The sequence below is a fragment of the Natronorubrum marinum genome (assembly GCF_052040125.1).
Taxonomy (GTDB): Archaea; Halobacteriota; Halobacteria; order Halobacteriales; family Natrialbaceae; genus Natronorubrum.
Genome location: NZ_JBPPFV010000002.1, coordinates 140,465 through 159,751, shown reverse-complemented (window position 1 = coordinate 159,751; position 19,287 = coordinate 140,465). Strand labels below are relative to the sequence as shown.

Annotated in this window: 16 protein-coding genes; 3 read left to right on the top strand and 13 right to left on the bottom strand. The window is 62.5% G+C overall.

Annotation, left to right across the window (positions count from 1 at the left end; genetic code table 11):
* Window positions 1–58: 58 nt before the first annotated feature.
* Together ACSFC5_RS10440 and ACSFC5_RS10435 are read right to left on the bottom strand one after the other, a co-directional pair.
* Window positions 59–403, bottom strand: coding sequence for a DUF8022 family protein (locus tag ACSFC5_RS10440; protein WP_440765187.1), 345 nt, complete (start codon window positions 401–403; stop codon window positions 59–61).
* Between the two features lie 3 nt (window positions 404–406).
* On the bottom strand, window positions 407–1,951 hold the full coding sequence (locus ACSFC5_RS10435; protein WP_440766301.1) for an acyl-CoA carboxylase subunit beta: 1,545 nt from the start codon (window positions 1,949–1,951) through the stop codon (window positions 407–409).
* 388 nt (window positions 1,952–2,339) lie between these two features.
* Here ACSFC5_RS10435 and ACSFC5_RS10430 point away from each other — a divergent pair, with 388 nt between their 5' ends.
* A complete protein-coding gene (locus ACSFC5_RS10430) occupies window positions 2,340–3,611 on the top strand; it encodes an ABC transporter substrate-binding protein (protein ID WP_440765186.1) in 1,272 nt (423 codons plus the stop codon).
* A gap of 285 nt (window positions 3,612–3,896) precedes the next feature.
* On the opposite strand, the gene ACSFC5_RS10425 is transcribed toward ACSFC5_RS10430, so the two are convergent.
* From ACSFC5_RS10425 to ACSFC5_RS10410, 4 genes are read right to left on the bottom strand one after another with little or no spacing between them, the layout of a single operon-like run.
* Complete coding sequence (locus ACSFC5_RS10425) at window positions 3,897–4,682, bottom strand: ABC transporter ATP-binding protein (RefSeq protein ID WP_440765185.1); 786 nt, start codon at window positions 4,680–4,682, stop codon at window positions 3,897–3,899.
* Complete coding sequence (locus ACSFC5_RS10420; RefSeq protein WP_440765184.1) at window positions 4,679–5,551, bottom strand: ABC transporter ATP-binding protein; 873 nt, start codon at window positions 5,549–5,551, stop codon at window positions 4,679–4,681. Before ACSFC5_RS10420 ends, ACSFC5_RS10425 begins: the two co-directional genes overlap by 4 nt.
* Complete coding sequence (locus ACSFC5_RS10415) at window positions 5,544–6,866, bottom strand: branched-chain amino acid ABC transporter permease (RefSeq protein WP_440765183.1); 1,323 nt, start codon at window positions 6,864–6,866, stop codon at window positions 5,544–5,546. Before ACSFC5_RS10415 ends, ACSFC5_RS10420 begins: the two co-directional genes overlap by 8 nt.
* Window positions 6,863–7,996 carry a branched-chain amino acid ABC transporter permease gene (locus tag ACSFC5_RS10410; protein ID WP_440766300.1) on the bottom strand — a complete coding sequence of 378 codons (1,134 nt, stop codon included), beginning with the start codon at window positions 7,994–7,996 and terminating at the stop codon, window positions 6,863–6,865. Before ACSFC5_RS10410 ends, ACSFC5_RS10415 begins: the two co-directional genes overlap by 4 nt.
* Before the next feature lie 199 nt (window positions 7,997–8,195).
* Between ACSFC5_RS10410 and ACSFC5_RS10405 the strand changes: the two genes are divergently transcribed.
* Window positions 8,196–9,569: a sodium-dependent transporter gene (locus ACSFC5_RS10405; RefSeq protein ID WP_440765182.1), complete on the top strand. Its 1,374-nt coding sequence runs from the start codon at window positions 8,196–8,198 to the stop codon at window positions 9,567–9,569.
* A gap of 35 nt (window positions 9,570–9,604) precedes the next feature.
* Here the strand turns inward: ACSFC5_RS10405 and ACSFC5_RS10400 are convergent, their stop codons facing one another.
* Both ACSFC5_RS10400 and ACSFC5_RS10395 read right to left on the bottom strand, forming a co-directional pair.
* Entirely contained in the window at window positions 9,605–10,324 is a 720-nt protein-coding gene (locus ACSFC5_RS10400; protein WP_440765181.1) for an SDR family oxidoreductase, read from the bottom strand.
* A 110-nt stretch (window positions 10,325–10,434) separates the two neighbouring features.
* Window positions 10,435–10,884, bottom strand: coding sequence for a response regulator (locus tag ACSFC5_RS10395; RefSeq protein ID WP_440765180.1), 450 nt, complete (start codon window positions 10,882–10,884; stop codon window positions 10,435–10,437).
* Between the two features lie 249 nt (window positions 10,885–11,133).
* Here ACSFC5_RS10395 and ACSFC5_RS10390 point away from each other — a divergent pair, with 249 nt between their 5' ends.
* A complete protein-coding gene (locus ACSFC5_RS10390) occupies window positions 11,134–11,793 on the top strand; it encodes a glycerophosphodiester phosphodiesterase (RefSeq protein WP_440765179.1) in 660 nt (219 codons plus the stop codon).
* A 315-nt stretch (window positions 11,794–12,108) separates the two neighbouring features.
* Here ACSFC5_RS10390 and ACSFC5_RS10385 read toward each other — a convergent pair whose 3' ends face one another.
* The 5 genes from ACSFC5_RS10385 to ACSFC5_RS10365 all read right to left on the bottom strand — a co-directional run bounded on the left by ACSFC5_RS10385 (window position 12,109) and on the right by ACSFC5_RS10365 (window position 19,287).
* Complete coding sequence (locus tag ACSFC5_RS10385) at window positions 12,109–12,507, bottom strand: secondary thiamine-phosphate synthase enzyme YjbQ (protein ID WP_440765178.1); 399 nt, start codon at window positions 12,505–12,507, stop codon at window positions 12,109–12,111.
* Between the two features lie 59 nt (window positions 12,508–12,566).
* A complete protein-coding gene (locus tag ACSFC5_RS10380; protein ID WP_440765177.1) occupies window positions 12,567–13,586 on the bottom strand; it encodes a HEAT repeat domain-containing protein in 1,020 nt (339 codons plus the stop codon).
* 76 nt (window positions 13,587–13,662) lie between these two features.
* Window positions 13,663–15,690 (bottom strand): SpoVR family protein, encoded by a 2,028-nt coding sequence (locus ACSFC5_RS10375; protein ID WP_440765176.1) that lies wholly within the window; start codon window positions 15,688–15,690, stop codon window positions 13,663–13,665.
* Window positions 15,683–17,008: a YeaH/YhbH family protein gene (locus ACSFC5_RS10370; RefSeq protein ID WP_440765175.1), complete on the bottom strand. Its 1,326-nt coding sequence runs from the start codon at window positions 17,006–17,008 to the stop codon at window positions 15,683–15,685. The genes ACSFC5_RS10375 and ACSFC5_RS10370 overlap by 8 nt, the downstream gene beginning before the upstream one ends.
* The gene (locus ACSFC5_RS10365) at window positions 16,999–19,287 is read right to left on the bottom strand and encodes a PrkA family serine protein kinase (RefSeq protein WP_440765174.1); all 2,289 of its coding nucleotides are present in this window, start codon (window positions 19,285–19,287) and stop codon (window positions 16,999–17,001) included. Before ACSFC5_RS10365 ends, ACSFC5_RS10370 begins: the two co-directional genes overlap by 10 nt.

Here is a 19,287-nt window from a genome sequence, read left to right as displayed (position 1 = left end):
ATCTCCCTGGGTTCGACAGAAAACGTGACTCGAGGGGAAGGCGACAGTCGAATCCGCGTCAGAACCGATCGGTTCGCCCGGCAGCCGACCAGGCGTTCGTCGGCGCGTCTCGCGGAACGCGCACGGTCCGCGACTGCTGGGCTCGGATCCGACCCGCGAACGCCCAGCGCTTCTCGTCCCACGTCTCCTCGCCGGACGCGGCCGCCGCCGCAGCGACCGCCAGCGCATGGTCGTGGAGGTGGGCGCCGACGGCCGCCGCGATAGCCGCGGCTTCCTCGTCGTTCGCGTCGTCGGGGAGTTCGAGGGTGACATCGGCGGGGAGCACGTTCGCGGCCGCCCCGTCTCCCTCGTCCGTCGCGGACTGATCCGCATCGCCCGGTTCGGCCTGTTTCTGTGATGCCATGCGTTATAGTGGGATGTTGCCGTGTTTCTTGTCGGGGTTCGACTCGCGTTTCGTCTCGAGCATCTCGAGGTCGTCGATCAGGCGCGGCCGGGTCTCGGTCGGGACGATGACGTCGTCGAGGAAGCCCTTGTCCGTTGCAGTGTACGGGTTGGCGAACTCCTCGCGGTACTCCTCGATGAGTTCGTCGCGCAACTCGTCGGGGTTGTCCGACTCGGCGAGTTCCTTGCGATAGAGGATGTTGACCGCGCCCTGGGGACCCATGACTGCGATTTCGGCGGTCGGCCAGGCGTAGTTGACGTCGGCACCGAGGTTTTTAGAGGCCATGACGCAGTAGGCGCCGCCGTAGGCTTTCCGCGTGATGACGGTAAGCAGCGGGACGGTCGCCTCCGAGTAGGCGTAGAGGAGCTTCGCGCCGTGGCGGATGATCCCGCGGTGTTCCTGATCGGTCCCGGGCATGTAGCCGGGGACGTCGACGAAGGTGACGATGGGGATGTTAAAGGAGTCACAGAAGCGGATGAACCGGGACCCTTTCATCGAGGAGTCGACGGTGAGCGTGCCGGCGTTGACTCGAGGTTGGTTGGCGACGAGACCGACCGAGCGGCCGTCCAGACGGCCGAAGCCGACGACGATCTCTTTGGCGAAGTTGTCCGCCACCTCGAAGAAGGAGCCCTCGTCGACGACGCTGTCGATGACGTCAGTCATGTCGTAGGGCTTCTGCGGACTTGGCGGCACGATCGACTTGAGCTCTTCGTCGCGGCGGTCGGGGTCGTCCCAGGGCTCGACGCGCGGCGGATCCTCGACGTTGTTCTGTGGGAGATAGGAGAGCAACCGTTTGATGTCGTCTAGGGCCTGTTCCTCGCTCTCGCAGGCGAACTGGGCGACGCCGGTCTTCCCGGCGTGGGTCATCGCGCCGCCCAGTTCCTCATGTGTGACTTCCTCCCCGGTGACGGTCTTGGTGACGCCGGGGCCGGTGATGTACATGTGGCTCGTGTCTTTCACCATGAAGATGAAGTCGGTGATCGACGGCGAGTAGACCGCGCCGCCGGCGCAGGGACCCATAATAGAGGAGATCTGCGGGACGACGCCGCTGGCTTCCTGGTTTCGGCGGAAGATTTCGGTGAAGCCGGCGAGACTCTTGACGCCCTCCTGAATACGAGCGCCGGCGGAATCGTTGAGTCCGACGATGGGTGCCCCGACCTCCATCGCCATATCCATGACCTTGCAAATTTTCTCGGCGAAAACTTCGCCGAGGGAGCCGCCGAAGACGGTAAAATCGTGGGCGAAGACGAAGACGGTACGCCCGTTGACCTCGCCGTAGCCCGTGACGACGCCGTCGCCGGGCACCTTCTTCTCCTCCATCCCGAACTGGCTGGTCTGGTGGGTTCGAAGCTGGTCGAACTCGGTGAAGGTTCCCTCGTCGAGGAAGTAGTCGATCCGCTCGCGAGCGGTCATCTTTCCCTTGTCGTGTTGTTTCTCGATTCGCTCCTCTCCACCGCCGAGGCGGGCCTCTTCCCGAAGCTCCTCGAGTTCGTTGATCCGATCCTCCATGGTCATTGATGAACCCTCCCGTTCATTGCCCGAGGCAACGACCACGTTCCTCAAAAGCGTTCGGTAACTCGTAGTATTATCCCGCCCATGTGTGTGAATGTCTATCTTATTGCCAGGGGAGAACGAAGCTACACGGAATCGATTTCGCGAGCTATTCGGCAGCCAACGCAGCTATAGTAGCCGCTGACAGTCAATGCATACCAGATCGCACGACAGCTCTGCGATCAGTGTGTAAATCGTTTCAATTGTTACTATAAATTAGATGTTCGCTGCCATTATCGAAGCACAATTAGAAATAGTACAGATATTCTGAGTGTTGATCCCACAGTCAGAATTCATGTACGCCGTTCACAAAAGACATATATAGGAGTTGTTGCCACTGTTACCCATGGTGCAACGACTCAATAGACGGCGTGTGCTCAGTGGTATTGGTGCGGCAGGTGCAATCAGCCTTGCTGGCTGTATTGGCGGCGACGATGACGACGGGAGCGGTGTCGGCAACGGCGGCGTAGAGAACGATTACGGTGGGACGGTTCGATTCGGCGTCTTGACGCCGGAGACGGGTGACCTCGGTAGCCTCGGTCCGTCAATCCGTGACGGTGCCCTTCTCGTCGAGAGCCAACTCGGCGGCGTCCTCGATTTCGACGTCCAGACGGGTGACACGGAAACCGATCCGCAAGCGGGGATCTCCGCCGCGCAGAGTCTCATCGATGCCGGCTATCCAGCCGTAGTAGGGCCGACGTCATCGAACGTCAACCTTCAGGTGACGCGCCAGGCGTACATCCCGAATCAGGTCGTCGGTATCTCACCGTCTTCGACCGCACCGGCGGTAACGGAACTGGACGACGACGACTACGTCTTCCGGACCTGCCCGAGCGACGCACTGCAGGGGCCGGTAATGGCGGAGGCTGCCATGGACGATCTCGAGGGCACGACGACCGGTACGTTATACCTCAACGACGACTACGGACAGGCACTCGAGGAGTCGTACGTGGATGCCTTCGAAGACGGGGGCGGTGAGGTCACCGACCGCGTCTCGTTCGAACCTGAACAGGCGTCGTACACCTCCCAGATCGGGGAAGCGCTGGACGACGATCCGGACGTGTTGATGGTCGTCGGCTTCCCACAATCCGGCATTACGCTCTTCCGCGATTATTACGACAACTACGCCGACGACTGGGACGGCCAGATCATCGTCCCGGACGGACTCATCGACGGTACACTCCCCGGTGAAGTCGGCAGCGGGATGGACGATGTCTGGGGAACAGCACCGAGTGCGGCCGGTCCGGGTGCCGACGCTTTCGCCGACATGTACGAAGAGGAGTTCGACGCGGAACCCGCCGTGTTCAACAGTCACGCCTACGACGCGGCAGCCGTCATCACCCTCGCAACAGTTGCTGCAGGTGGGGACGAAGCCGACGGCACCGCGATCCGGGATAACATTCGCGAGATTGCAAATCCCAACGGGACCGAGGTGGATCCGACGAACCTCGACGAAGCGGTCGCGATGGTTGCGGACGGCGAAGAGATCAACTATGAGGGTGCGTCATCGCCTGTCAACTTCGACGATAACGGCGACATGATGGCCGTCACGTACGATGTGATGCGTTTCCAGGACGGCGAACTCGAAACGCAGCGATCGATCGACTTCGAGAACTGACGACGACTTCCGTCCCGATATCGGTTTTTGACGATGGTATGCCGACAGCCGGACAGGTACTCGAGAACTGGATCCGAGTTCGGAATCTGTCGTCGTCGCTGAGTCAGTACACACCCGATCGCAAGCGAGGGCTGCGATCAGTAGTGTGTCGCTTCGGATGCGACTGGTTTGCAAACTACCCATACGGCTCGCTGGCTCGTAATCGAACAACCTCAGATGCAAGCCACAGTACTCGTCACCTCTCACGAGCAGTATCGTCCTCTCGATAATAGCCTACAGACGCGATTAGCCGCCGAGGAACTGCTGGCGGACCTCGTCGTCGGCCAGCAGTCGATCGCCGGTGTCGGTGTAGCTGTTTTCTCCCTGCGCCAGGACGTAGCCACGATCACAGCGCCGGAGTGCGGTCTTTGCGTTCTGCTCGACCATCAGGATGGCCGTTCCGTCGGCATTAATATCGTCGATCCGATCGAACATGTCCTGTACCAGATCGGGTGCGAGACCGGCCGACGGCTCGTCGAGAAGAAGCAAGTCGGGGTCGAGCATCAGCGCTCGACCCATAGCGACCATCTGGCGCTGCCCGCCGGACATCGTCCCCGCCTTCTGCGTGCGTCGCTCGCGAAGGACCGGGAAGCGATCGTAGACGGCTTCGATCTGATCCTCTGGAACCTCGTCGAGGATGTACGCACCCATCTCGAGATTCTCCTCCACGGTGAGCGAGCCGAAGATGTTGTCGTTCTGTGGCACGTAGCTGATCCCTTCGTGGATGATCTGCTCCGGAGCGAGTTGCTGGATCTCTGACCCCTGGAACGTGATCGTGCCGCCGAAGTACGTGGTCAGACCGAACACGGACTTCATTACAGTCGACTTGCCGGCACCGTTCGGGCCAACGATGGTGACGTACTCGCCTTCTCCGACGTCGAGAACGACATCAGTGAGGATCTGTAGGTCACCGTACCCGGCGTCGAGGTCGCGAACGCGAAGAATGGATTCCTCCGGCGCCGTGGCGAGTGGATCACGCTGTGCGGTGATCGCATCCTCGGACGTGGGTTCGGGTGTTGGATCTGTACTCATACGTCGATCTCCCCGAGGTATGCTTCGACGACTCGATCGTCGTTCTGGACGACTTCGGGCTCACCCTCGGCCAGGACTGCGCCCTGATGCATGACGATAACGTGTTCGCAGTTTTCCATGATAACGTCCATATCGTGTTCGACGAGCAGGAACGTGTACCCCTGCTCGCGGAGGTCGTGAATTCGCTCCAACAGCTTCTCTTCGAGCGTCGGGTTGACGCCCGCGAGCGGTTCGTCCAGCAGCAACATCTCCGGGTCGGTCATCATCGCTCGCGCCATCTCGAGGAGTTTGCGTTGCCCCCCGGAGAGCGTTCCGGCCTCCTGGTGGGCGATGTGGTCGATCTCGAAGAAGTCCACGATATCCCAGACGCGGTCGCGAAGTTCGCCCTCCTGCTCGATCACGTCGTTCCGAACGATCGGCGTCACCGACTTCCAGAGTTTCTCGCCGATCTGACGCTGTGGAGCGAGCATCAGGTTTTCGAGCACCGTCATCTCCTCGAGTTCGCGGGCGATCTGGAAGGTACGGACGAGGCCCTTGTTCGCGATCTGATCCGGACGACGTCCGGTAATGTTCTCGCCCTGGAAGACGACCGTGCCGGAATCCGGGGTGTGCGCGCCGGCGATGCAGTTGAACGTCGTCGACTTACCGGCACCGTTCGGTCCGATAAGCCCAGTCAGTGTGCCGGCTTCGACTTCGAAACTGGCGTCGTCGATGGCGACGATACCGCCGAAGGTTTTTCTGAGGTTTTCCACTCGAAGCGGAACGTCGGTCGATGCCGCATCCAGTCGGCCGGTATCTGCTGTTTCTTCCCGTCCGACCTCGTCGGATCGATCGGTTGCAGCCGTCTTCGCGTTGGTAGTGTCACTCATTGGTCTCACCTCCGTTCGAGGCGGGACGGTCGAGACTGATTGCCGACGCCGTTTCCGTCCGGTGACCGAGGACACCCTCGGGACGCTTTTGCATGAGGACGACCAGGACGACGCCGAGCAGGATGAATCGGAACGCTGAGATGTTGCTGATCATGTATGCCAGTAACGGCCCGATATCGAGCGAAGCGAGCGGTGCGATGGCTCCGTCGAACGTCCCGGGGGCGGAGCCGAGACTGAACGTGTTGGAAATGAGGTTCCCGAGCGTGCGTGGCCCCTCGAACAACAGGCCGACGAAGAGGATCGATCCGACGAGGCTGCCCGTGTTAGAGCCCGATCCGCCGATGATCACCGCGACGAAGACGTAGAACGTGACGATCGGACGGAACGAGTCCGGGCTGACGTATCCCTGGGAGCCCTGCCAGAGGATCCCACCGAGCCCCATCAGTGCACAGCCGAGCATGAACACCTTGATTTTGAACCAGCGGGTGTCTTTGCCGAGCGACTGGGCCACGAGTTCGTCCTCACGAATCGCCTTCAGCACTCGCCCGAACGGGGAGTTGCCGACTCGAGCCAGCAACCAGTAGACGGCGATAACGAACCCGATCATCACGAACACCCACAACAGCCGTCTGATGACCTGAGTCGCTATCGTTGGACTCAAGAGGTCGACGATTACTTCGCCCACCGCCGTGTTGACCAGTCCGTCCGTCGGGCGGGCGGGAAGGTCGATCCCGCTACCCCCGCCGGTGCCGAACCCGAACACCTCGATGGTCCAGTTCGACAGCGTGGCCGAGTTGAGCGTCAGTCGAATAATCTCCGACAGGCCGAGGGTGACGATCGCGAGGTAGTCGGCGCGCAGTCGGAGCGCCGGGACGGCGGCGATCAAGCCAACGAGGGCCGCTGCGATCATCCCGCCCACGACGCCGACGATGAGCGGGAGGCCGAGCCCCATCCCGGAGATCGCGTCGGGTGGCGTCGAGAGCACCGCCATCGTGTACACGCCGACGCCCATGAACCCGGCGACACCGATGTTGAACAGACCGGTGTATCCCCAGTGGAGGTTGAGAGCGAGCGAGAGAATCGCGTACGCGGCGAACAGATAGGTGAGACGGATCCACGTGGACCCGAGCGAATTGATACCACCTCCCGCGAGGAACGTGAACACGGCAAAGAGCGCGTACATACCGAGCATCGTTGCGATAACGATTCGGAAGTCGGTCGCACCGATCTGATCGATCAGATAGTTCTTGAGATCGGCAGGACCGTCAGCCCGTGGTTCCCCGCTCCCAGGGCCGCTCCCGGTTTCTGCACTCATGCTGTAGTCACCCCGCCGAAGATCCCTTGCGGACGGTACAGTAATACGAGGATCATAATGAGGAACGCGGCGGCAGCGTTAAAGTCCGACGGGATCCAGATCAGGGACACTTCGTGGACGAGTCCGATAACGAAGCCGCCGGCGATTGCACCGTAGATCGACCCGATTCCCCCGAGAATCACCGCTGCGAAAATGAACAACAGGAGGAACCAGCCGAGGTTGAATTCGATGGTACCGCGTTCGAGCACGTACAGGTAGCCGGCGACACCGGCGAGCGCCCCTCCGAGCACCCACGTCGCTGTGACGACCCGCTCGGTTGGAATCCCGGTGACGAGCGCGAGGTCTTTGTTGTCCGCCATCGCGCGCATCGCTTTCCCGAGTTTGGTTCGCTGGAGCATGAAATGCATCCCGAGCATGAGTCCGCCGGCAACGATGACGAGCGTGGCTTCGTGCATGTTGACCGAAAACCCGGCGATCGGTGTGGTGACTTCCTGGGTCGACGTCACGCCACGGTTGCGGCCTCCGTAGACGAACTGGATGACGTACCGGAGTGCGAGGGCCGCACCGATACTGGCGATGAGCAGCGCGATACCGCCGCGGTCCCGCATCGGTTTGTAGACGATACGATCGATCGCGACGGCAACGAGAACGGTGGCTACGGCTGCAACGATGACGCCTACTATGATCGACAGCGGCGCCTGAACGATCGAGGCCCCGATTTCGTTGGGATTGGCACCGCTCCCGGGTCGAACCAGTAGCAGGTGACCCAGGTCCCCGATCCCCCATCCGGCGAGCAACAGCGACGTGCCCCAGCCGGTGAACGCACCGGTCGTAACCAGGTCGCCGTGTGAGAAGTTAGCGAAATTGAGAATGCTGTACGTCATTGAGAGCCCAATACCAGCGAGCCCGAAGATGAGTCCGACGATAATCCCGTTCCACACGAGACCACCGAATCTGCTCATCGAGAGCGCCCCACCGAAAGAGCGTCCGTTTGACAGCGGGACCTCAACACCAGCGAGTCTGGCGATCAGGTCGATGGTAAGAACCACCACAGCGAGCACCGCCAATAAGAGGAGTGGTTGCATGCGCAGTTGCTCCTTCCCCCGAGCAATTGTATCTGATACGTCCATGAGTATGGCTATCACATAACCACGAACGTGCTGTGATAAATAATCCTTCGGTTTTGAGATTCTCTATACTGTTAAATAGATAGTATGAGACCGTCCTATATGGAAATTCCGGGGTTCGGATGCCACAACTATTGTTTCGATACGAGCTATTGAATCGGTATTAAGAAGGCATTTAAAACAGGACTTTCTCGACTGGATTATGGTACAACGCGAAACGTGGGCGACAAGGACAGGCTTTATTCTCGCCGCGGTCGGGAGCGCGGTCGGGTTAGGAAACATCTGGCGGTTCCCGTTCGTCACGGGAGAGGGTGGTGGTGCGGCGTTTCTGCTCGTCTACCTCCTGTTCGTGGCACTGGTCGGATTCCCGGCGATACTCGTGGAGTTCGTCGTCGGCCGCAAGACCGAACGAAATCCGGTCGGTGCGCTGATGGAACTGGGCGGTGACGCCTGGAAGTACATCGGTGGTATCTTCATCGTCACCGGCTTCGTCATCCTCTCGTACTACAGCGTCGTCGCGGGCTGGTTCATCCGCTACTTCCTCGAGGGGTTTCGCGGCAGCTACGCGAGTCACCTCGCCGAGTACGGCGGGGAAGCAGGGGCGATGTTCGGCGAGCTGTCGACCGGACTAGATGCCTTTTTGTTCCATACGGTGTTCATGGCGCTGACGATCGGTATCGTCGCGCTCGGAATCCGACAGGGAATCGAACTCGCGGTGAAGGTGATGGTCCCGGCGATCATCGTCCTGCTCGTCGGAATGGCGATCTGGGCCTTTACGCTTCCCGACGCCGGTGCTGGCTACGAGTACTACCTCTCGCCGGAGTTCGGCGTCATCGCCGACAACTGGATGGAACTGCTCCCCGCTGCGGCCGGGCAGGCCTTCTTTACCCTCTCGCTCGGGATGGGCGTGATGGTTACCTACGCCTCCTATCTCGGTGAGGACCGCAACCTTGCCAAAGACGGGACGGCGATCATCGGCTTCGACACCGGGATCGCGTTCCTGACCGGGCTGGTCGTCTTCCCCATCTTCTTCTCGGCGGGAATCACCGAACCGGGCGAGGGTGGTGCCGGTGCAATTTTCGTCTCGATGACCGCCGCGTTCGCGGACGTCACGGGGGGCCACATCCTCGGGCTCCTCTTCTTCGGGACCGTCGCCATCGCTGCGCTCTCGAGTGCGATCTCCCTGCTCGAGGTCGTGACTGCCTACGTCATCGACGAGAAGGGCGTCGAACGGTGGAAGGCGGCGCTCGGCATGGGCGGCGTCATCTACCTGCTGGGCGTGCCGGTCACCTACGACCTGATCTTCCTCGACCTGCTCGACGGCTTTGCGGACGGCGTCTTGCTGGTGTTCGGTGCGCTCATGCTGGTCATCCTCGTCGGCTGGATCACGCCGAAGTTCGCCGTGCAAGAACTCGAGAAGGGGATCGGCGACCTCGGCTCGCTCGGTACCGTCTGGATCTGGGCGATTCGCGTGCCGATCCTCGTCGTGCTCGTCGTCTCGCTCTCGCTGGGAGTGATGGACTACGTCGACTTCCTCACCGGTTCGTTCGCCGACTGGATCGGCGAGAACGCGTAACGAGAGTCGACTGCGTCGCAGTTCGTTTTTTGCCGTCAGGCCTCGCCGTACACCGGCACAGCGGCGCCGCTGGTCACAGCCGCGCCGTCGCTACAGAGAAAGGCCATCACGTCCGCGATCTCGGCCGGGTCCACCCACGAGTCGTGATCCGAGTCGGGCATCATCTCGCGGTTCATCGGCGTGTCGATCACGCTCGGCATCACGCAGTTGGCTCGAACGGTACCGCGGTTCTCTTCGGCCAGCGTCTCCGTCAGCAGCCGAATCCCGGCTTTCGTGATTCGGTAGGGACCGTCGCCCTCACCACCCTCGAGCGACGACCGCGCGCTGATGCTCACGATCGAACCCTCGCTTTCCCGGAGCTGTGGGAGGGCGTGTTTCGCGGCCAAAAACGCGGTCTTCAGGTTGACGTTCATCAGGAGATCGAACTCGTCGAGATCGGTCTCCTCGATCGAGTCGCCGCCGCGCCAGGTACCCGCGATGTTCAGCAGGTGATCGATCCGGTCGTGGTCGTCGGCGATAGCCGAGACGAGTCGCTCGACGTCGGTCTCGTCCGTCAGATCCGCTTCGTAGAAGTGGGTCCGCTCGTCGGTCTCGAGCAGGCTGTCCTCGTCGTCCGGGGCAACGACGTCGACGGCACAAACGGTCGCGCCGGCCGCCCGAAAGCGGTCGACGGCCGCGCTTCCGAGCGCGCCGCTCGCGCCCGTGATCACCGCGACGGTTCCGTCGAAGTCGACGTCGAACTCGGTCGAAGGCATACCGTCACTGCCACGGCCTGTTAGATCAATGTCGGGGGTGAGTGGGTCGACACGCGGTGCGAACGTGGAGAACGCGCACTCGAGGAGTGACCGCCCGGATGCAACGAACGCTACGAAGAGACCGGCGGTAGCGCGGCTTTCTGGAGCCAGAACTCCGCGACGGCTTCGACCGTTTCCTCGTACTCGGTCGGATCGGTCGGCTTGGTCAGGTAGGCGTTCGCCGAGAGTTCGTAGCTGTCGAGGACGTCTTCGACGGCCTCGGAACTCGTTAGGACGAGGACGGGAATTCGCGTGAGCGTCGCGTCGTCTTTGATCGTCTCGAGGAACTCGAGGCCGTTCATCCGAGGTAGGTTCAGATCGAGGAGGACGAGGTCGGGAACGGTGTCCGGATCGCTATCGCGGCGCTTCGTGAGGAACTCGAGGGCATCGTCGCCGTCGGTGGCGACGTGAATCGTCGTCTCGATCGAGAGCTGTTTGAACGCCTCCTGCGTGAGTCGAACGTCGCCTGGATTGTCCTCGACGAGGAGCACGTCGATCGGATCGTCGATTCGGTCGGTCATAACTCGATCATCACCTATCGGTAGTACGGCGTACTCGTGACTGGTGCATCGGGGACTGTAATCGTTTCCCTGTAGTCCCGATGCCTGTTTAACCGTACTTACTACACGGTTTGGAACTCGGATCGAGTTCTCTCCGAAAATCGCAAGACGGCAGACGTCCGGGGTGAAAGCCGGTCGACCCGAGGGCGCTGCGGCGGCGTCTCGAACCGAACGAGTCACTAAAGCCGCTTGCGGCCGTTGTCCTACCGAATGCGTCTGATCGCCCATCGAGGCTTTGCCGCCACGTCCCCCGAGAACACGATCGTAGCGATTCGATCGGCCGCAGAGTACGCGGACGCCGTCGAGTTCGACGTCCGGCGCTGCGGTTCGGGCGAACTCGTCGTCATCCACGACGACACGATCGACCGCGTGACCGGGAGCAACGGTACGGTCGCCGACACCACGCTCGAGGAACTCAAGACCCACACCGTCCTCGGCTCCGGGGAACGCGTCCCCACGCTCGAGGCTATGCTCGAGGCCCTCCCGCCGGACGTCGAAGTCAACCTCGAGATGAAGGCCACCGGAATCGCTGCGGACGTGCTCGAGGCCATCGAAGACGTCGAGAACCGCGTCGTCACGACCTCCTTTCTCCTGCCCGAACTCGAGACGATCCGCGAGATCGATCGCAGCCAGCCGACGGGGCTGCTGGTGAGTCGCCGCCTCGAGACGCCGGTCACGACCGCGGTCGAACTCGATTGCGACGTCATCGGCGCGAACTACTGGCGCTGTCTGACGACGAATCTCGTCCCGCGAGCGAAGTCGGTCGACCTCGAGATTCACGCGTGGTCGCTCGAGCGGCGGATTACGGCAAAGTTGCTCGAGTGGCGCGGCGTCGACTGCGTCTCGGCGGATCGGCCGCTCCGGATATAGCGTTACGCCAGGTCGAATTCGGCGGAGGATCGCAACGACAGACCGATCCCGACGAAAGCGATGCCGAACCCGACGAGAAGCAGGTGCGACCGCAGTGCTCGAACGGCGACGTATATTTCCGGGAGAAAACCGATGAGAGCGATCGCGACTCCGGCGGAAATGAGCTTGTGCTCGGTTTTCATATCCTTCAGTTATGATGATCTATGAAAATTGTTTCGCAACCATGGCTCGCGCCTCAGTCCATCGAGCATCGTACTGGCCGTCTGTCGGGTTCGCGCGGCGAATCCCCCCTCGAGACCGATTCGCGCACGCTCACTACTCGCCGACAGTCGTCACCGACACCGTCCGCGTGCGCGGCCCGTCGCACTCGACCAGCAGCACCGATTGCCACGTTCCGAGCGCCAGCTCACCGTCTTCGACCGGTATCGTCACGTCCGGGCCGAGCAGCGCCGTTCGGAGGTGCGAATCCGCATTTCCGTCTAACTGATCGTGTGCGTGTCCTTCGTCGGGAACCAGCTCCCGGAGGAACGACTCGAGGTCGCCGCGTAACCGCGACTCGTCCTCCTGGACGATCAATCCGGCCGTCGTGTGCTCGACGAACCCCGTCGCCGTGCCGGACTCGAGGTCGGCGGGGACGGCCGCGGCGATTCGATCAGTTACGTCGACGGTCGTCAACCGCGCATCGGTTTCGACGGAAAACGTCTCCCGTGTCATATGCGAGTTCTCGTCGGCCAGACACCACTGCGTTACGGTCGCCGGAGTCGAGGACAGAATTAGGAGAGTCGGTCCAGCGCCCAGTCGGCCCGCTCGCGAACGATCGACGCCGGATCGTCGGCTGCCAGCGTCTCGAGTCGATCCGCGGCCGCCTCGACGCGTCCGTGGCCGAGTGCGACGCACGCGTTCGCCCGCGCGCGATCGAAATCGTCCGCGAGCAGTTCGAGCAACGGCTCTCGTGCGGGACCGACGTCCCGGCCCGTTGCCGCGGTGACGCGGGCGAGCAACACGGCGGCGTTCGCGCGCGTCTCCGGATCCGGAGACTCGAGAGCATCACCGAGATCGTCACAGACCGGCTCGACCGCCGCGGGTTCGCGGTGGGCGATGTCCGCCAGGCAGCCGATGGCGTTGCGTCGAAGCGACGGGTCGTCGTGGTCGACGAGTTCGGTCGCCCGCGCGACGAACTCGAGTCGCTCCGGGGGTGTCTCGGATCGAGTCAGCCGACCCAGCGTCGGAAGGACGGGAACACCGTTGGTCTCCGGATCCGCCGCTAGCGCATCGGTAAGCACCGGGAGCGCGGAGTGCGCCGCGGTCGGCGTCGTTCGCGACACCTGCTGGATCGCGCGGAGTCCCCAGTCGTCGTAGCCGGATCGTCGATCGACCACGTCCGCGATCGTGGCGGTGTGTTCGACGACGACCGACGGCTGCTCCCCCGCAACGATAGCCAGACATCGGAGGAGTTCTCGAGTCGCCGGCCGGTCCGGATGCTCATCGACGAAGGAGACGATCACGTCGACCGACGGCGCCACGTCCGCGGGCGACTCGGCCGCGAGTTCGGCCAGGCAGTACGCGACCGACTCGTGAAACTCGAGCGCCGGCTGCTCGAGCAGTGCGCGGAGCTTCGGAACCGTCGGCACGCAGTCGCCGGGACGCTCGTCGAGCGTGTCGCGGATCGTTTCGACGGCCGCTCGTTGGTCGGTCGGTTCGCGCCTATCCAGTTGTGCGAGGACTGACGGCAGGTCGAACGAGTCAGCGTCGACTCGTCGCTGTTCGACCGCCTCGCCCCCTTCCCCATCCATCACATCCCGAGCATGTGCGATCGGCGGCAAAAGCCTTCCGAGTGTTTACTGCGGTCGAAAATGGCCGAAAGAACGGTCAGGCGAGCCACTCGTCGGGTTTCGTGTCGTAATCGACGTCGTCGGCCGAGAGGTGCTCGACTTCCTCCCACGGAACGTCGTCGATCGTCACGTCCTCCCCGTTGTACCGGATCAGCTTGCCGCGCTCTTCGGGTTCGGGCTCTCGGTTGCGTCGTTTCGCCACCTCGATATCGTGTTCATCGACGTCCTTGACGATCGTCAACAGGTTCACGGGCCGGCCCCACAGCTCGAAGATCCGCTTCAAGGTCTCCCTGGCCTGCCCGAGATCGAGCATGACGCCGTTGTACTGGTGGCCCAACAGGAGTTCGTTCGCGTTGTTGTAGTTCCCGTCGTAGACCGCGATGGTCGGCTTCCCGAAGTTGGTGAACTGCAACAGTAGCTTCTTTTTGACGTCCTCGGCGGCGTCGCTGGCGACGTGGAACTGGCCCGTCGCCTGGGAGTGTTCGTAGGTGAAGTAGTTGTTCTCCGTGATGAACTCCGTCGTGAGGAACTCATCGAGGAACGTGACGTCGTTGTGGCTCTCACGGATGTCGTACATTCGATCCCAGCCCGCCGAGAAGTCCACGTCCGCGAGCGCTTCTTCGACCGTCTCGTAGCGCGCATCGTCGAAGAGGTAGCGACCGATCTGCTCGAGATCGTTCTGACTGACCCGAGTCAGGAACCCGCGGTGCTGGCGCTTGACCAGCGAGTAGTGGCGTCGCGCCAGCCCCTCGGTGGTCAGCACCTTCCACGGGTACGTTTCGACGTCGATTTCGCCGTTCCGTGCCTGCTCGAGCGCGTCGCGGTCGACCCATTCTTCGGGAACCTCCTCGAGTCGATCGAGCGTTTCCGGCGTGATCGTCGCGATGGCCTCCGGCGGCTCGAGCGTCTCGAGGACTGCATCGAAGTCGACGACGTCCATCAGGTTGCGCCAGGAGACGCCCTCGACGCGGAGCAGCCGCTCTAAGACTTCTCGGCGGTTCGTCCGGTTCTCGACGTACTCCCAGAGCTCCATCCCGAGGCTGTAGGGGTTGAGCCCGCCAGAGCCGAGCACTTTGGCCATGTGATCGGCGTAGTTCATGAACTCGTCGTCGCCGGCGAACCCCTCGTCGGTCATCATCGTCGACTCCCAGTAGGCGGCCCAGCCCTCGTTCATCACCTTCGTCATCTTCTGGGCGGCGAAGTAGTAGGCCTCCGCGCGCATCATGTCGAGGATGTCCCGCTGCCACTCTTCCATCTCGGCGGCCCGTCCCGCCTCGTCGTCGAACTGCTTGCCGTGTTCGCGGACGAACGAGAGGACGTCCTTCTGGGGCACCTCGGGGAAGGTGACCGCCTCGTCGCCCTCCTCGAGTTTCTCGAGCCACTCGTCGTCGAACACTTCGCCCTTGATCTCGTCCGAGAGTCCGAGTTCGTCGAGTTTCTCCGCGATATCGTCGTCGAGGTCGTCGCGGGGCCCGTCGATCTCCAGTCGCCGACTGAACACCTGGTGCTGATCGATGTTGTCCTCCAGGGAGAGACAGTGGTCGATCCACTTCTCGACCTCCGCGCGATCGATCTCCGGATCGGACATGTACTCGTCGATGGCTCGCGCGTGGCGCTCGAGCATCGCGGCGGCGTTGACCTGATCGTCGTCGGCCCGACCGCTGGTGAAGAGGCCGAACCACTCGTTTTTCGCGAAGAAATCGGAGTGGGCCTCGACGTGGGTGATCACGGCTTTCTGGTCGGCCAACGTGTTCGACTCCTGGAGGAAAGCGTGGGCCGGATTGTCGTTGTTGACGATCTCGAAGGCCTTCCCGCCGCCGTACTGGCCCTGCTTCTGTTGCTTGTCGTACTGCATCCCCCACCGCCAGTGGGGATAGCGGCTCTGGAAGCCGCCGTAGGCGATGAGTTCGTTCATCTCGTCGTAGTCGATGATCCAGTACTTGACCGGGTACGGCTCGAGGCCGAGTTTGACGGCGAGGGTTCTGGCCTCGTCGACCGGTTCCTCGAGGTCGGCGGCGATCGCCTGTTTGCGGAATCGATCCGCGTTGGAGTTGCGTTTACTCATTGTCGTCACTCTCCGTGGAGAGGATCTCGTAGATCGCGTCCGTCACGTCCTCCTTGTTGTTGACGTACGCCACCGCGACGTCCTCGGCGTCGGGGCCGAAGTGTCGCTCGAGTTCCTCGGCGTGGGTGGCGTTGATCGCGTTACCGCTGGGTTGAGTTTCGACGTAGGCGTGGAGGTTGGCGTCGATCTGTTCCATCATCGGAATGACGCGCTCGCCGGTGTCGTTGCTCGAGTTCTCCGAGTCGCCCGCCGCGAAGACGTACCGGTTCCAGTCGCTCCAAGGGTACTCCTCTAACAGCTCGTTGGCGAGTTCGTACGCGCTCGAGATCTTCGTCCCGCCGCCGGAGCGGATGCCGAAGAAGTCGTCGCGTTCGACCTCCCAGGCGTCGGCGTCGTGGGCGATGTAGACGAACTCGGCGTTGTCGTACTTGCCCTGGAGATACCAGTCCAGCGGCGTGAACGTCCGCTCGACGAGTTCGCGTTTCTTCTCGCGCATCGAGCCGGAGACGTCGCGGATGTTGACCACGACGACGTTCTTCTCTTTCTCCTCGATGATCTCGGGGTGGCGGTAGCGTTCGTCCTCGCGGCGGAAGGGGACGTGTTTGATCCCCTCACGGCGGATCTTCTGCTGGACCGACTCGCGTTCGACGTTCTCCTCCACTTCCTCGATCGAGGACCACGTGCCGCGTTCCTCGTCGGGAATCTCGCTGTGGGCCTCTTCGACCCACGCCATCGAGACGGGCAGGCTCTCGCCGCGGGCCCACTCGAACACCTCGCGGGGCTCGATGCCTTCGACCTTGCAGAGTTCCTTCAAGAACTCCTCGTCGAAGTCCATCGCAAGCTTGCGCTTGAGGCCCTCCTTGAACATCCGCTCGAAGTCGAGGGTGCTGTTGGGACCGCTCCGGGTCATATCGGTGAAGGGACCTTCCTTCTCCTCGACGACCGTCTTCCCCTTCGGATCGAGGTCGAGCCCTAACTCCTCGTCGAGTTCTTCGGCGAACTCTTCGGGATCCATCTCGTAGTACTCGTGCTCGCCGCCCTCCTCGCCGGGTTCGCCGTCCTCGCCGTCGCCGTCGCCCGGTTGGGGCTGTGGCTGGCCGACCGGCTGGCCCGGCTGGGGCGTACCATCTTCGCCCTGGCCGACGCCGCCCTTGTCGCGCTGGTCGTACTCGAACTCCGGCAGCGAGACGATCTTAACCGGGATCTGGATCGATCCGCGGCCGCCGGCGAGGTCGCCGTACTGGATGAAGTCGGCCAGATCCTCGCGTCGCTGTTCGCCCACCTCACGGAATCGCTCGAGGTCGTCTCTCAGTCCCATCTGTAGCTCACCTGTCCCATGACGTGTCGGCTGGTTAGCTCGGCGGAGGCCGCCGAGTAGTCGAAGAGATCGACCATGGTGTCGATCGTCCGTTCTTTCACGGTCGCCGTCTCCGTCCCGCTCGGCGGGTCGTCCCACTGGCGCGGATCGAAGTCCTCGAACGTCCGCTGGACGTCGTCCCAGTCGTGGCTCTCGAGGACGCTCTTGATTACCGGAATCGCGGTGAGATCGACGTCCTCGACGGCGAAGTCGTCGTCGCGGTGCTCCCAGGCGTGGCGGTTCAGCGACGTGATAACCTTCTCCCGGCGGAAGTTTCGGACGCTCTCGCGGGGGAGGTTGCCCTCGTACTCGGCCTCCGAAAAGCGACCGAGGTGTTCGATCTCGAAGAGCTTCATCTTCAGCGGATCCGGCTCGACCTCCTCGCCGCGGTCGTTGTACAGGGGCTCGTCGGTCTCCCAGGCGTAGACCTGTTCGACGTACTCGGCGACGGTCCCCTCGTCGACGCGCTTGTCGTGCATGATCGCCTCGATGACGTCGCTCTCCTGCCGGTCGAAGATGTAGTTTTTCACGGGGACGATCCGGTTTTCGAACTCCGAACGCTCGCCCGACGAGAAGACGGGGGCGTCCGACAGTCCCTCGGCCATCGTGTTCAACACGTCTCGGGGCATCACGATGTCCTCGACAGCCAGCTCGGAGTGGTGGCGATCGCGGTCGGTCTGGATGAGTTCCGCGAGCGTGTCCCGCGTGTAGGTGACCGGAATCCCGTGTTCGCCGTCGTGGGCCTCGCCGTTGAAGTCGAACTCGTCTTTCTCGCGTCGCGTGTCGCCTTCCTGCAGGTAGCCCTGATCGTAGATCAGCGCCTTGTCGACGAGATCCAGCCCGTTGGGCAGGTTCTCCTCGTCGAGTCGCGTCACGACCGCGTACAGCGCGGCGGCTTCGATCGCGTGGGGCGCGAACTCCTCCGTCCGCGTCTCGCCGCCTTGATCCTTGACCGAGACGCGCACCGGCTCGCGGATCCGCGCCTCGAGTTCCTCGTAGCTCTCGGCCTCCCAGACGGCGGACTCGTTGGTCAGTTCGCGACGGATCAGCTCCGACTCGAGGCTGAGGTTCGTCAGGTAGCCGAACTGGTGTTTGTCCAGCCGGCGTTTGAGCGCCTTCAGCGGGTCCATCCCGTTTCGGTCGGAGTGCTGGTTGAGCTGTGCCTCGAGGTCCGGGTTCGAGATGATCAGCATCTGCGTGTCGACGTCCATCCCGATCCCCTTGTCCAGTTTGACGGACTGCTCGTCGGGGACGTTCAGCAGTTTCTGCAGCAGGTCGGCGTGTTGGGCCGCATCTTCGACGATGGTGAGGACGCCGTTGCCCTGCGAGAGCACACCGTCGTAGGAAAACGCCTGCGGGTTCTTGCGCCCGCGCGAATCGAGTTCCTGGAGCATGCCGTGCATCCAGGAGCCGACGAGTCGCTCCTTTGGCGGGCCGTCGTCCTCGCTGTGGAGGACGCCGACGCCCTGGCCGACGTCGACGACGTAGTTTTTCACCCGCAGGTGGTCGTCGTCGGTGATCGCCGAGAACAGCGCTTCCTCGCCGTCGCGTCGGTAGCGCTCCTCGAGGAAGTCGTACGCCTCCCGGGAGAACGGGTCGAGTTTCGCGTCGACCCGAACGGGAACGTGGTCATCGAGATCGCCGTTGAGGTCCTCGAGTACGCGTTCGCGGACCTCCTCCGGGAACACCGACAGCGGGTGCGCCTGGACGGGGCTCTCGTACCAGTGCTGGTCGTCGCTCGCCGTGGGGTCGCCGCTGCCGTAGCTCAGTCCGCGGTCTTCGGCTTCGGCCGTCGTCACGTTCCACTCGACCGTGTACCGGCGACCCTCGGGGGTCTTCGAGTACTCGCGCAGTCCGTTGACCAGACAGCGCTTGAGTTCGGACTTGCCGGTCGCCGTAGGGCCCTCGAACCAGATGATCTTCTCGTCTTTCGCCCGGCCCGCGGCGATCGATCGGAGGTCGTCAACGAACCCGTTTAACACCTCGGTGTTGCCGAGGATCGCGTGTTCGCCGTCGTTGTGCGGATCGTCGAAGAAGCGGTAGCGTTCCTTCTCCTCGCCTTCCTCGACCACGGTCCGAGTGCCCGCCGCCTCGATCGCCTCGAGGAGGTACTTCGAGGCGTGGGAGGCGATCGTCGGATTCGCGAAGATCCGATCGACGTAGGTCGCGAGGTCCATCGGCTCCTCGTAGGTCTCCTCTAACGTGCGGTCGGCCTCGGTGACGTAGTCGTTTCCGGTCAT

Coding starts and splice junctions, on each gene's coding strand:
- ACSFC5_RS10430 (WP_440765186.1), top strand. CDS start 2,340: ATGGTGCAACGACTCAATAGACGGCGTGTGCTCAGTGGTATTGGTGCG.
- ACSFC5_RS10400 (WP_440765181.1), bottom strand. CDS start 10,324: ATGCCTTCGACCGAGTTCGACGTCGACTTCGACGGAACCGTCGCGGTG.
- ACSFC5_RS10415 (WP_440765183.1), bottom strand. CDS start 6,866: ATGAGTGCAGAAACCGGGAGCGGCCCTGGGAGCGGGGAACCACGGGCT.
- ACSFC5_RS10395 (WP_440765180.1), bottom strand. CDS start 10,884: ATGACCGACCGAATCGACGATCCGATCGACGTGCTCCTCGTCGAGGAC.
- ACSFC5_RS10380 (WP_440765177.1), bottom strand. CDS start 13,586: ATGGATGGGGAAGGGGGCGAGGCGGTCGAACAGCGACGAGTCGACGCT.
- ACSFC5_RS10365 (WP_440765174.1), bottom strand. CDS start 19,287: ATGACCGGAAACGACTACGTCACCGAGGCCGACCGCACGTTAGAGGAG.
- ACSFC5_RS10425 (WP_440765185.1), bottom strand. CDS start 4,682: ATGAGTACAGATCCAACACCCGAACCCACGTCCGAGGATGCGATCACC.
- ACSFC5_RS10390 (WP_440765179.1), top strand. CDS start 11,134: ATGCGTCTGATCGCCCATCGAGGCTTTGCCGCCACGTCCCCCGAGAAC.
- ACSFC5_RS10420 (WP_440765184.1), bottom strand. CDS start 5,551: ATGAGTGACACTACCAACGCGAAGACGGCTGCAACCGATCGATCCGAC.
- ACSFC5_RS10375 (WP_440765176.1), bottom strand. CDS start 15,690: ATGAGTAAACGCAACTCCAACGCGGATCGATTCCGCAAACAGGCGATC.
- ACSFC5_RS10405 (WP_440765182.1), top strand. CDS start 8,196: ATGGTACAACGCGAAACGTGGGCGACAAGGACAGGCTTTATTCTCGCC.
- ACSFC5_RS10370 (WP_440765175.1), bottom strand. CDS start 17,008: ATGGGACTGAGAGACGACCTCGAGCGATTCCGTGAGGTGGGCGAACAG.
- ACSFC5_RS10385 (WP_440765178.1), bottom strand. CDS start 12,507: ATGACACGGGAGACGTTTTCCGTCGAAACCGATGCGCGGTTGACGACC.
- ACSFC5_RS10435 (WP_440766301.1), bottom strand. CDS start 1,951: ATGGAGGATCGGATCAACGAACTCGAGGAGCTTCGGGAAGAGGCCCGC.
- ACSFC5_RS10440 (WP_440765187.1), bottom strand. CDS start 403: ATGGCATCACAGAAACAGGCCGAACCGGGCGATGCGGATCAGTCCGCG.
- ACSFC5_RS10410 (WP_440766300.1), bottom strand. CDS start 7,996: ATGGACGTATCAGATACAATTGCTCGGGGGAAGGAGCAACTGCGCATG.